The 12,886-nt window shown below is 58.7% G+C and carries 11 protein-coding genes; 6 read left to right on the forward strand and 5 right to left on the reverse strand.

The annotated features are described in order from the left end of the window. Nucleotides 1-8: 8 nt before the first annotated feature. The 4 genes from VEW47_10030 to VEW47_10045 all read right to left on the reverse strand — a co-directional run bounded on the left by VEW47_10030 (nt 9) and on the right by VEW47_10045 (nt 3,342). Nucleotides 9-653, reverse strand: coding sequence for a hypothetical protein (locus VEW47_10030; protein HYS05517.1), 645 nt, complete (start codon nt 651-653; stop codon nt 9-11). Further along, nucleotides 650-1,666, reverse strand: a complete 1,017-nt coding sequence (locus VEW47_10035; GenBank protein ID HYS05518.1) for a hypothetical protein — start codon at nt 1,664-1,666, stop codon at nt 650-652. Before VEW47_10035 ends, VEW47_10030 begins: the two co-directional genes overlap by 4 nt. A gap of 1,113 nt (nt 1,667-2,779) precedes the next feature. Further along, nucleotides 2,780-2,956 (reverse strand): hypothetical protein, encoded by a 177-nt coding sequence (locus VEW47_10040; protein HYS05519.1) that lies wholly within the window; start codon nt 2,954-2,956, stop codon nt 2,780-2,782. A 239-nt stretch (nt 2,957-3,195) separates the two neighbouring features. Next, complete coding sequence (locus tag VEW47_10045) at nt 3,196-3,342, reverse strand: hypothetical protein (GenBank protein HYS05520.1); 147 nt, start codon at nt 3,340-3,342, stop codon at nt 3,196-3,198. Nucleotides 3,343-3,509: 167 nt separating this feature from the next. Between VEW47_10045 and VEW47_10050 the strand changes: the two genes are divergently transcribed. The 6 genes from VEW47_10050 (at nt 3,510) to VEW47_10075 (ending at nt 10,981) form a co-directional block, all read left to right on the forward strand. Beyond that, nucleotides 3,510-4,139 (forward strand): hypothetical protein, encoded by a 630-nt coding sequence (locus VEW47_10050; protein HYS05521.1) that lies wholly within the window; start codon nt 3,510-3,512, stop codon nt 4,137-4,139. A gap of 561 nt (nt 4,140-4,700) precedes the next feature. Beyond that, a complete protein-coding gene (locus VEW47_10055) occupies nt 4,701-5,861 on the forward strand; it encodes a hypothetical protein (protein HYS05522.1) in 1,161 nt (386 codons plus the stop codon). A gap of 206 nt (nt 5,862-6,067) precedes the next feature. Next, nucleotides 6,068-7,900 carry a toll/interleukin-1 receptor domain-containing protein gene (locus tag VEW47_10060; GenBank protein HYS05523.1) on the forward strand — a complete coding sequence of 611 codons (1,833 nt, stop codon included), beginning with the start codon at nt 6,068-6,070 and terminating at the stop codon, nt 7,898-7,900. A 419-nt stretch (nt 7,901-8,319) separates the two neighbouring features. Continuing rightward, nucleotides 8,320-9,456 carry a YaaC family protein gene (locus tag VEW47_10065; GenBank protein ID HYS05524.1) on the forward strand — a complete coding sequence of 379 codons (1,137 nt, stop codon included), beginning with the start codon at nt 8,320-8,322 and terminating at the stop codon, nt 9,454-9,456. A gap of 216 nt (nt 9,457-9,672) precedes the next feature. Further along, nucleotides 9,673-10,014 carry a hypothetical protein gene (locus tag VEW47_10070; GenBank protein ID HYS05525.1) on the forward strand — a complete coding sequence of 114 codons (342 nt, stop codon included), beginning with the start codon at nt 9,673-9,675 and terminating at the stop codon, nt 10,012-10,014. Between the two features lie 22 nt (nt 10,015-10,036). Further along, nucleotides 10,037-10,981 (forward strand): hypothetical protein, encoded by a 945-nt coding sequence (locus tag VEW47_10075; protein ID HYS05526.1) that lies wholly within the window; start codon nt 10,037-10,039, stop codon nt 10,979-10,981. Between the two features lie 1,164 nt (nt 10,982-12,145). Here VEW47_10075 and VEW47_10080 read toward each other — a convergent pair. Then, nucleotides 12,146-12,787: a site-specific integrase gene (locus VEW47_10080; GenBank protein ID HYS05527.1), complete on the reverse strand. Its 642-nt coding sequence runs from the start codon at nt 12,785-12,787 to the stop codon at nt 12,146-12,148. Between the last annotated feature and the right edge of the window lie 99 nt (nt 12,788-12,886).

The following is a 12,886-nucleotide window of genomic DNA, read 5'->3' on the forward strand; positions in this document are numbered from 1 at the left end:
CCACTGAGTTAGGGTGCCAGTGTACGGCGAGCGGTCGCACGGAGCTCGCGGATGTAACTGTCAAGTCCATCCATGATGCTAGCAGGCATCGCATGCGGGCTACTGCAACTGAAGCAGATTGATAGAGCAACGTCAACAGTAGGTTCTGCACAAATATTGGGACGCAGGGATGCTGGGTCGCCACCATCGATAATTGACACCACCAGTTGCTCAAGGCATTTTACTTTCCCAGAGATTGGTAACATCCGGGGTTCCGCACTTAACAATTGCTCGATCGCTGCGATAGCCACTTTATCCCCAGTGAGCAGCGTCGACACTCCGCGCATTATAAGGATCGCACATAGTTGACTCTCGCCTTCATGTAGGCCGAGCCCATTGAATTGCGCCGCTGCCTCCAGGTCGGCCGCAAGCGACTGCTCTTGCGGCCTCGGTTCTAGCGTGTGGGCACCTGCGAGGAACACAGCCAACCGTTTGAGCACGATCTCGGCGCCTCCCGACAGCATCGCACGCTTGATTTTCTTCCGAACGACGAAGCGTGCAGCACCGAGGGCACCGATATCCTTTTCTGCACAGTTGAGCGACCCACAAATCCGACTAAGAATTCCGTAGCACGCACCTTTATACAGTATGTCGTTATCGATGAGGGCCTTCACGACGATTGCCGTGACCCAAGCACCGCATTCAGGTAATCTGCGGAATCGTCTGGGAGACGATCAAGTGCTAAATGCATTTTGGCGACCTTGTTAACTTCATGCCATACGGGCTTAGCAGAGGTATAGATGTGCGGCATCGCTCCATATGCCGTGGCCCAGTCACGCGTGTTGTAGCCGAAGCAAAGAGCAAGGGTGCCAGGCTCAATCCTCAGGGGCTTCGAGGCCACGCGCGCTACGCGGCCCAGTTCGCGGGAGCTTGAAGGTCCAGCGATTGGTACGACCACCGGCCGCGGTTCCCCGGTCAGGACCTCCAGCGCATACATATCCGCGGAGTCCTCTTCCCCATCCCCCTGCATGAATTCGGCAAAAGGCGCTTCCAGATCAACCAAGACTTGCTTCTCGGCTAGATGTCCTAAGGCAATGTGCGCGATCTCATGTGCAAGGTAGAAGGCAAGAGGCGCGGGGTACATCGAGTCCTTCCCAAGAAGGATAGCGGATCGCTCACCGACTCGCACTGTCATCGCAGCCATTTTCTTCTGGGGCCACGGGAATACTCTCAAGTGTGCGACCGGAATCCCAACCGTCCAGCAAAATGACAGCAAGTCGAGAAGACGAACAAACGGGACTGCCTTGCCCAGCATTGAGTCACGTACTGCGGCGGCACGAACCCGAAGATCATGTGCCGTCGCTGGCGCTGCCGTGATCAACAGTGTCCCGAGAGCCACTCCAAATGAGGTGATAGCCGCCCTCTCAAGTGCTCCCTGTCCTGATAGATGCTTGAAGCGCGCTTCGTCTCGCCAGAGGAACCGAGGTTCATCGGCCTCCTCAAGAAGCGACCGTGGATCGAGGCCGAGCTTGCGCGCAAGCGAGAATCGGAGTTCGGTCCGCGAAGAGGTCGAGGCTTCAGCGTCACTGCTCCACCACGCCGGCCAAGCTGCCGCTATCGCGTCCCGGCTCAACCCAATACTTTGGATTCGAGTTCGAAGGTGTCGCGCGTTCTCAGACTTCTTCACCGAAGCTACTCCTTAGGCCGGACGGGTCTAAGATCCGCTATCGCCTCAATCACGCGCGCGACTGCAGTCGCATGCACATCGGTTCCGTCCCAGATCCGTTCGAAGGCGCCAAGAACCCGTTGTTTACCAGCGGCTTGTGGTCTCGGATCGGTCTGGACTATTTCTGCATAAGTGAATAGAGCGGATCGCGCTTCGCCATGCCTTCTCGCTGTGCGACCCAATGATCGAGATACGGTAGACTGGCTTACCCCTGCTTGTTTCGCCAGTTCACTCTGACTAAGACTGCGTTTCTTCATAAAGACACGCAGCTGTGTTGCCGGGTCTTGCATATAGTGAATAATAGTGCATAATGCGTAGCCATGTCTAGGTAGTCTGGTCGTTGATCTCGATCTCTTTGATGCGGGGGAACAACGTCATGGTTTTTCCCGACTACTTTTGTTGGACGCGGTGCGGGGCTGAGGGTGGGCAGACCATCGACTACATCGTACACCGGAAGGAGCAGGAGCGGGTTGCGAACAAGGGCCTATTTCTTTGGGGAATTGGAAACCCCCTGGGGCCATCGGTAAAGGAGCTGCTCCGCCGCACCGCCGCACCCGATGTCTTCTTCAGCCCGATCAAGGGGGCGGCGCGGCGGGTCGACAGTTCGCCCCAATCGGTGGTGGCTTGGACCCGGGCGGAGACCGCCGACGGCCTCGCCTGGGTACTGCCCGCGAATTCGCTTGTGACCAGCCGACAGGACGTAACTGCGCCAAAGGAGACACACTACGCGCTAGTGTGCTTCAGCAAGACTCCGCTGGAATTCAGGGCGACTGGGACTCAGATAGCCGCGGATAAATTGAGAAACATCCTGACGGGGACCCCACCCGGGGCGTCGCAGGTGACAGCAATTGTGCAGCTCGGGGGTTCAACCGATTTCCGCCAACGTCTATACGATGTTCTCTTTAGGGCACAGCTCGTCAGTCCTTACTTTATCCGCCTTCGTCAACCGACGCCCATCGCGCGGCCAGTCAATTCTGACGCCACCTGGTCCGATCTGGTGCAATCCGTATGGGGTGCCCGCGGCGCGCGTTCTGCCCCGAAGGCGGAGTAGCCTAGCCGTAGGGCCTCGAAGACTCAGTCCTGTTCGCCGCTGTGAAGTTCCCGTTCCTGGCGGGACCATTCCGTGATAGGGGTCAGCTGTCTCAATCGTCGCTCGGTGATTGTGCTGTTGCCTTCGGCGATGGGCGGAATAGCCATGATGAGTTCCTGAATTGCCGGGGACAAGAGTCGAAGGTTGGCGATTTGCGTCATCCGCGCCCTCGTGACAGCAGCCAAGCGGGCTGCCTCAGCCCAGTCCCGGATCTCTCCCGACCGGATCATTTCGTCGATACGGTGGGCGAGCGCGAGAAGCCGCGCGACGCGGGGGACGCTAGTGCTCGGAACGGGCTGTTGTGGGCTAAGACCACGCTCCGGCCGCTGCTCAAATTTCACAACATGGGCCACGGACGGCGCCGGAGCGAGGACCGAGCGGGCTGACCCAGCCGCGCGCTTCACGATGCTTTCTCCGAGGTCTCGGCCGTCAGCGACGCGATGCCCGGCAATCGAAAGGTGAACGACAGCATCCCGCTGGCCCCGTCGTAGTCAATTCTCTCGATCAGTAGCCGCAGGATCCGTTCCTTCTCGGGTGTGAGCAGCAAGTCCCAAATCGGGTCGAACCGCTCCAGGGCCTGCCCGAGTTCCTGCTCGTCGATCTGGCTCGCCGGGTGACATCCTGAAGGAGTACCGAACCACCCGATACGCGGATCGCTTCTACAACCTGAAGATTGGCGTTCCCTGGGCCGACCTCGAGCGCCGCCTGGACATCATGTCGGTCCTGCGTCTGTGCTCGGAGACCGTCATGCCCGAGCGGGCCGAGGGGGCCGAGCCGACCGGCACGTACTCGATGGGTATCGACACCGGCCGTGAGCTGCACGTGGTCGTGCTCAGGCGCGACAGCGAGCAAAAGAACCGGCAGCACGTGGTCCACCTGAGCGTCTGTCACAACTTCGAGGACCTCGACGCCATCATGGCCCGCTTCCGGGTCTCCTTCTGCGTCATCGACGGCCTGCCCGAGACTCACGAAACCAGGAAGTTCGCCGGACGTCACAGAGGTGTGGTGTTCATGAACTTCTTCAGCGAGCAGCAGAGGGGCGCCACCGACTGGGACCATCGAACCCTGATGGTGAAAGTGAACCGCACGGAGGCCCTGGACGCCTCCCGCGAGGCTGTCCGCGACCAGCGGCTTATCCTGCCCCGCCAGTCCCCGATCGTCGCCGAGTTCGCCCGGCACATGTTCGCCGACGCCAAGATCCTGGACGAGGACCCCGATACGGGAGCCCAGCAGTACCGCTACATCCGCACCGGGCCGGACCACTTCTCCCTGGCCTTCACCTACGCGTGGATGGCCGCCCGCCGATACATGGAGGCGATCGAGCCCAAGTTCTACTGGATCTGAGCCGGTGCAATCTCGCGAGTTTCGTGAAAGTGCCCCGGATGTTTTGGAGGAGGCGTCCTGTCCCGGACGGACCCCCAGTGATTTATTGACCGGATGGTCTGAGCCGGTCCAGGAAGCGGCATCGGGATCCCGGAAAGGTCCCATCTAGCGGCATCGCCCCCCGGCTAGAGTACCGTTATGCGGCATACCCCCTTCCGTAGATGCCCTTTATGCGGCATCGACCCCCCGAAAAGGGCCCAGGAAGCGGCATCGGAATCGAGTTTTCAGGTCGGCTGCCGGTCGTGAGGGAGAGCACGCTCGGGCGCTAAGTCTCGCCGTTTCAGTGAGCAGGCAAGAATCGGGCTACCTGTAGAGGCGGCAGGCCCCCCCGTGTAGGCCCGGGATACTGCCGTTTGAATGCCGGTTGCCTGCCGGTCGGCGGTCCAGATCGGCTGGATCTGCCGCTTCAGTGCCGGTGGATGTTCGCCGCATGTCGTCCTTGGAGCGGAAGACGACATGTTACTCAGCGCGGAGCCCTGCGCTTGGCCTGCGCTATCATTCCGAAGATAAGGAAGCACGCGCATGCCGGAAGAAGTCCTCGAGTCTCGTGACGCAATCAGGACAATTGATTGGCTAGAGGAATTCCTCGACCCCGCTTGGCTTACTCAGAGGCTCGCGAAGCGACATGAAAAAACCCTAACTTACGGTCAATGGCTACCTCCTCGCATCAGCCCGAATGTGCTCCTGGATCTTTTCGCTGCCTACAGAGAGGACTTGAGATTACAAGGCACTCGTGCCTTTGTTGCCTCGGTCCCCGTGAAGCAACTCGTGACGGAAGCTTCAAACATCAAGCACGTCGCGAATCTCTTAGTGGATAGAGATCGACACCGACTGGCGCTGCTCCTGCAACAGCCACGTAAAGTTGAGGGCTATCTTTATCAGTGCAGGATCGCGGCCCATTACGTCCGTGGAGGCGGCAGGTTGAAGCGTTTCTCCGTGGGCGGGACGGACGAGGGTGATCTGATAATTGGGGCTGCCGGAGGTGACGTCGAGGTGCAGTGTAAGGCTCTGCAACCTGGAACCGGTCGCCGCATCAGACCGGTCGAACTCGGCGAACTCTCCGCGAAGGTGCTAAATAACATCTTCAAGGATGGGTGCTTGTGTGTCATCAGGGTGGAATGCCAAGGCCGCCTTGAGCCACATGATGTCCCCGTGCTGGCCGGGGACATCGAGGCCCTTTTGGCTTCCGGGGAAGCGAAAGCTGATGTACTGAACAGATACAGTGTCATCGTCGAGCAGCGCTCGGGCGTGATACCGTTTGACGAGGTTAATGTTCTGCGACAGCGGGATCCCATGCGGCCGCTTCAGCCTCCCCATTTGGCAATCCTAGGGCAGGAAGGCGTCGATGGTGTCCAGGCTGTCCTGATAGTGAGGAGCCAAAAGAACGACTACTTGGTCGGGAAAATGCTGGACAGAGCTAACCAGGGCGCGAACCAAGTGAAATCCGGGCTGCCCGGCGTCGTCTTCGTTCACGTGCCAGGCGAAGTCGACTGGTCCATGGTGCAATCGACTCCGGGATTCGAGAGACAGGTTTCGCATGGCTTCCGGTACTTCGGAGCAACCTGCATCGCTGCCCTTGTATTCACCTCGGACCCCATAGCCGCCTTCGTATTCCCGAATCGAGGGGTCCTGCGCGCCTTGCCGTCCGGATTCAAGGTCACGGGACCATTTTCCGAAAGCTAGGGAGTGTGCGATACCAACTCCGGAGGCGGTAACGACGCAAGCACCTCCTTACCATGGGAGCCGCCTCAGTGGTCTACCACGAAGCGGTGTGGGTCTTGGAGCGGAAGGCGACATGGATGATCGGTATCATTTGAGCATCACCACTCTCACGGTTTACAATCCAAGCATTCGTAGGCTTTGGTGTCCGGATCGCGCGAGGTAAGGCTGTGGCAGAATCGGTCCCTTCGGATCTTCGAACCCTTGTCGAAGCATCGCTCGCACCTGGAGTACTCCTCGAACAAGCCGGCAAATCCTCAGAGCAACCTGCGTGGTGGTTCAAGCTAAAGTGGCGAAAGCAATACTTCGAGTTGTGGGTCCGTGAGTTTTGGTGGCAAGGCCAGGCCACGGATCTCATCGCATTGCGCGCCAGGATTGCTGCTCCGGCACCTGAGGCGACACTTTCAGGTCAGAGGTTTTGGCTTCGCCTGAAGGGCGTCAGTGAGAATGATAATGTTCGTTATCAATTTACGGTTTTGAAGACCATACAGGACAAGGGGATTTCTCCCGTCGTCAAGATTCCCGGCACGGCCCGGCAAATGCTGAACAACACCGCAGCTCCCACTGGCCGCTATGCCCCTGAGTACGAGACCTCCACAGCGATCATTGCCCTGAAGGACCATTTCGGGGACATCGACCCGAACGGTGAAATCATCGTCAATGGCAATAATCTCGATTCCCTCACAAAACGGGCACGGCCGGATGATCCTGCAATCCGAAGATACGTGAGCTCGAAACTGTATCAAGCCTATCAGAGCTCGACCAGCGGACTCGCGCTCAAGTTCGGTAAACACGATCTTGACTACCTCGGTGTCTCCGAGGAAGACCTTCAACGCGTCATATCCCTTGTTGAGGGGGAGGACTGGGATTCTCGGGAACTGACTCTCAAACCGCGGAAGGCGTTCCTGCAGCGATTCGAATCCGAGTTCGCTGGAGGATCATCCGGTGTAGGTGGGCGAACCGACACGGCGGCGTCTGAGGCCTCTCGTCGCACCGTGTTCATCTGCCATGCTGAATCAGACAAGACGATCGCAAATGTCCTGAAGGACTACCTGGAGGCCAGTGATCAGCCCATCAAAGTTTTTGTTGCCAGCCATCCAGATAGCCTTCCAGGCGGGCGGGACTGGTGGAATGGAATTATCGATAATCTGAAAATGGCCACAATCGTTCTTTCCCTCTACAGTCCGCGGTCCAAGGAGCGCCCGTGGCTCCATTTCGAGAGTGGTGGTGCGCACCTTAGAGGCACTCTGGTGATCCCACTGGCGGTTGCCCCGGAACTCAAGACCATGCCACTTCCACTCGGTGCTCTTCAAGCATATGCCCTGGATGCCGTCGGAGACGTCAGATCTCTTGTGCATCAAATTGGGCGCACCTTCGGCGTGCGGTTCACTAACCCCGAGAATGCGCTCCATGATCGGCTCGTCAAAGAGATGCAGCATCTATCTGACACCGTCCCCGCCTCGGTGAGCAGTCTCGGTTCGGGAGACACGTCCTGGAAAGGCGTTCTCAGGAAGGCGGTGGCTGCCGGTCACCTTATCTATGTTAGCCCCGCCGTCCCCTCGATCTACAATCCGGCTGCCTTCGAGGTCGTGGCGGTTGATGATGAGCGAATCGGGTTGAGGAAAGCTGACTCCGGGCATCTCGCTAACATCCCGCCATACACGGTTATCGGTATACACAAGGAACAAGACGGCAGATACCTGCTCCGAATTGGCGGCAGAATCCAGTGGATAGACGCGGACAATTCCTGGCGATTTATGCCCGAGGCCCTTGGCGCCGACGATCCGGACGGCCTGCCCCGCGAGGTCGATATGCAATCCACAGACGTCGAGAGATTATCCGAGAAGCTCAGGACGGAAGGCTGGCAGGTTGAGTTCGAGCATGAGACCAGGGCAAAGTCCCGACTATCTCAGGACCGCCAGCTAGTGTACGGGCACGACGGCCGATACCTGAGGGTGCGGCGCGATCAGATAGGACTGTGCGTGATGGTGAAGCATCGATAACTTCGATTAATTCAGAAATCTCAGGGCAACCGTGCGGCACCTGCCCGCCGAGATCGGTTTCGATCGAGAGCGCTGATCATCAATCATCTGGAGACCCGATGCCAAGGAACAATGGAATTGGCCGTGACATCACAGCATTCCTCAGTTCTCTGAAAGTGATGAACCGTTCTCTCCGCCGTCTCGCCCCCATGCTGTCCGCCGCCGCTTCGACGAACGGCGCACCTAACACCAACGGCCGCTCGCGCCCCCGCCTCTCCTCTAAGGCCCGCGTCTCCATGGTCCTCCAGGGCCGCTACATGGGCTACATGAGGCAGTTGAAGCCGAGGCAGAAGGCGCAGGTACGGAAGGTCAGAAAGGCACGGGGAGTGAAAGTCGCGATAGGGATGGCAAGAGAATTGGCGTCCACATAAGCCCGCATCATGTTCAATTGGAATCGCCTGACATTTCTCGAAAGTACCGCGAACCTAAAGCCGCTAATCCGGAAAGCAACGGGTAGGACGCCGTCCACCAGCATCGCCCGCGAGGTGGCGACGTGCCTGCAACAGGGCCGGTTGTTCTTTCAGGCAGCCGAGGCCAGTGCCCTCGAGATACGGCCATTACTTCTTTTTTATGGAACAATGGCGTTTTCCAAGGCGCTCGTCGTTTCTCAGACGCTGCAGTCACTATCAACACTTCCGCGATCACACGGCGTCATGGACACTTCTGTACCGAGGGCGCGAGTTGTCGACCTTTCCATCCGTCTGGGGACTGCAGGGACCTTTCAAAGATTCAACGATGTCGTCGCTCAATTGAATTGCTTGCCCTATCACGACCATGAGACCATGCCTCAAATCGTAAAGCTGCCTGCGGCCCCGGCAGCGCAAATGGGTACGCTCGCACTCTCGTTGCAAGATATACTCTCTCGAGTTCCAGGCCTGGATAGTATTTACCGCAGGACATATCGTGAATCACCTCTTACGCTGCCGTTCACGTTATATGCTTCCTCGCGGGATCAGGACTTCATGGAGCTTAGAATCGACTATCCCGAGGTCTTCCGAGACCGCGCTGGGCTAGTCGACCTCGTCCGCCGATTGCGTCAGCAATTCCCTGCTTTAGCGCAGTGGCGAGTTGTGCGGGCCATGCGTGCTTGGGGAGTGACAATCATTCTCTTCGGAAATGTCGCCGTGCCAGGTGACGAGTTTAGCGCAACCACGCTTGTCGGGGACGGGTCAGAGTTTAGTCTCACCAACGATCCAGAAACGGACGCTACACAGCCTAAGAACCTGATTGTGGATATTCTGAGCCCGCCGGGTGGCTCATTTTCAAGCCATACATGTCTGATCAGCCCAATTGCTGGGCACTACATATCCGAATATGCACTGCACTACTTGGGGATGTTCTTGCTCTCATGTGTGGTTCGCTATCGCCCGCAAACCTGGGTGCATGTCATCACACGTACTACTACACAGGACAACCCCGTCGATGATCAGGCGCTTGCGCTTTTGGAGGAGTTCATGACAATCCACTCTGCAACGATGCCAGGATTGCTCGCCGATGTTCTGGATCCTGACCATTGAACGGTAAAAGCTCCCAGCGAAGAACCGCGCCTCCATGGTCCTCCAGGGCCGCTACATGGGATACATGAGGCAGCTGAAGCCGAGGCAGAAGGCGTAGGTGAGGAAGGTCAAGGAGGTAGAGGGGGTGAGGGCAGCGATTGCGAAGGCGAGAGAGATGACACGAGCTTAGACGAGACGAGGCTTTGGGGCTCTGAACCCATTCTGAACGGAGAACCAATGGTCCATGATTCTTCAACGACCACTGACGACGAGCCTGCAGACTGGGGAGAGTTCTTCGAGTATCTTCGCTCCGACAAGGGGCACGAACTTGCAACCCGAATCGTCAGCCTATTCGAAGAGATCAAGAAGGCGACGCTCGATCGCTCAGCAGAGCAAGCGCTCGTGCAAGAGAGATTTGAACCACAGCATCGCCGCAATTCACTAATCGTGCAGGCTGGCACACTCGGTCTGACAATCGTCGCCGCGAGTGTGTTGATCTACCGCGGGAAATTCGATTCTACCGCTGGCGTGCTGTTCGGCACCCTCGTAGGCTATGTATTCGGGCGGCGAAACGCATAGACGCCGTTGACGCTTGGCGTGCATGATGCGGATCAGAGACATCGACAACCCGGAATTGTTTCAGCGGCTCGTGCAGGCGCTGTTCCGTGCCGAGTACGGCGATGACTTTGAGGTGGTCGATGATGCCCGAGGTGACGCTGGGGATGATGGTTACGTCCGCTCGAAAAAGCTCCTCCTGGCAATTTACTGTCCCATGGTCAAGGCGAGTGAGAAAGCTTACCGACGGAAGGTCCGAGACGATCTGGCGAAGGCCATAAGGCTCCGCGACCATTGCGGCTACAAGATCAAGATATGGGCGTTCGTCACCCCAGCAGATGTTCCAGCACCAGTGGTGCGCTATGTCCGGGAGCGGGCAGCGGTCGTCGGAATGCAAGGTGTCTGCTTCGGCGAGACCCGGCACGCACCACTGTTCGAAAAGAACTCCCCGCTACACGATCAATTTGTTGGATTGGATGCCTCGCGGCTTAGCCGAGATGTCCGGGCCATTCGTCGCCGCATCACACAACTTGTACCAGCGAGGAGTGCGAAGGAATCGGTCGGCCGGCTAGTAACGCTGTACTGGAAACGAATGGACGATGATGTTCGCATCATTGTTCGTATTGCCGCAGGCTTGGCAATAGATGAGGGGACAGGCGTTTACTCATCTCAACTGTTCCGTGCGATGGGGAGCGTGCTGACCGGGTTTTCCCCGACCGCGGGGAAGGTCGGCTTGGAACCGCTGACAAGGGCAGAGTCTAAGCGATTCGCGCGGCTGGCGCAGGGGCTCCGGTCGATGAAGGAGGGATGCTCGGGCTATCTGTTCACCGCATTCCGTCGGATGTCGTGCGAAGGCTCGGCGTCTGGAGGGCGGATCACCGCCAAGGTCTTGTGTGAAATTGTGTTGAAGTACGCTCAGGGACCTGAGGCCCGTTGGTTAAGGGCTAGACTGCTCCAAGAAGGCCGCCGCGGCTTCTTGAGACAGTTGTAATCATCGTAACCCTCGAACTCTATCCCACATCTCCTGGTCGCTCGGATGCATGTAGATCGTCGTCGTGAGCAAGTCCGCGCTCCTCTCTCTTGACGCCCACGACGAACAGGATCTAAGCTCCCGGGAAATCGGGAGAGAGCCATGAAACGCCCCCTGGCCGTCATCGGCCTAGTCCTGGCACTGGTATTCCCTGCCTACGCCGTCCCCACCGGAAGAACCAGCGGCACGCATCACTCCTCGAGCTCATCCAAGCCGAAGGTGCACGTCAAGGGCTATTACCGGAAAGACGGCACCTACGTTGCTCCGCATGACCGTGTGGCTCCAAATACCAGCCAGTCGGCTAGCTCACCGAAGCCGCCCTCTACGACTACGCCGAGGAAGCCAGCGGCAGGCAACTCAACCTCGCCGCACTCTGGCGGATGCAAGACCTGCCCGCGGGACGCGAATGGCAGAATCCTGAGAAGCCCGGCGGCACGCGCACAATTTCTGCGACAGACCGGTTATCCTCACGGCCGTCCAGGTTACGTGGTCGACCACATCGTCCCCCTCGAATGTGGCGGTGCCGACTCCTCCAGCAACATGCAGTGGCAGACGATCGCCGAGGCGAAGGCCAAGGACAAGACGGAAGCGAACTGTCGACGGTAGTCGTGCCTCTTCAAGAGATGAAACGAGGCCGGCGGTGCCACCGGCTCGGCGCGGAGCTCTTCAGCAGGCGTAGTCCCCAACACAGGTAGGGCCCATATAGTGACAGGCGGTGTCCATGTTTGTGGAGACACACGATGAATGGTTTTGGCAATGCGTCTTGCAGAAGGCCGCGCGCACCGGCGGGAAGGCGGCCATGGAGAGCGCCGAGCCATACGGACCGCGAGCAGCCGGCGAAGGGTCGTAGAGCGCTGAAAGAGAGAGGGCCACGGCCACTAGCACGAGGAAGCGGAGAGCGTAACGAAGGGCGTGACGCATTTTCGAGTCTCCTCTCTCGGCGTTGAAGGAAGGCGCTGGGCATGCCGAGCGCGACTCAGCGCCACCGGCGGCACCACCGGCAATTGGGGCATCCGGTCCCCGTACCAGCAATACGGTGGGCTAGAGCTAATCGACTTCTAGCACCGGTGGAAAACGGCTGCAATAGGGTCCGCACCTCAATCAATCGAGTGCGAACACCTAATGTCAGCAGGACAGACCGCGGAGCTTGCTGAACAGTTCCTCGTCGCTGGGGTGGGTGTAGATCGTTGTGGTGAGGGGCGACACGTGCCTGGCGAACCTCTGCGCCAGGAACAGGTCCCGCGATCGCCGATAGACTTCCGTCACCGCGGTGTGTCTCAAGCAATGAAATGGATACAGCCTGTCGAACCCGGCCTTCACCTGCCAGGTCCGGAAGGCGAACTGGACACGGCGGGGCGAGATGCGGGTGCGACTCTGAGAGCAGAAGAGCGGATCCTCCGGCCGTAGCCCCTCGCGCCTCGTGGCCTTGTGCCGCCAGAACCTCCGGAACTTGACCAGCAGGGCATCCGGTAGGAACACGTCGCCAGCTCGGCCGTTCTTGGCGATCTCGGGCCGCAGCCGGACCCGATTCTTCGGCTTGCCATCCCCCGTGTAGACATCGCTCACGTTCAAACCTACAATCTCGGCCAGCCGTAGCCCCGTGCCGAGGGCCAGAGAATAAATCAGGTGATCCCGGGGATTGCGTCTCGTAGCGCGAAGAATCGCACTTTGCTCTTTCTGCGTCAGCGTCTGTGGACCAAGATGGGACATTTCACACCCCCCCGACCACAGGCTCCCTTGGAGCGATCCGGAAGTCAAGGCAACCATGCAATTGGCGCGTCCTGCGATCTCTACAAGACCGACGTGAACACGCCTTGATAGCGGGCCACACCAATTACTCGTTCCCGACCACTAGCCTCCACAGCC

The sequence above is a fragment of the Candidatus Dormiibacterota bacterium genome, assembly GCA_035635555.1.
In the GTDB taxonomy this organism is placed as follows: domain Bacteria; phylum Acidobacteriota; class Polarisedimenticolia; order Gp22-AA2; family Gp22-AA2; genus Gp22-AA3.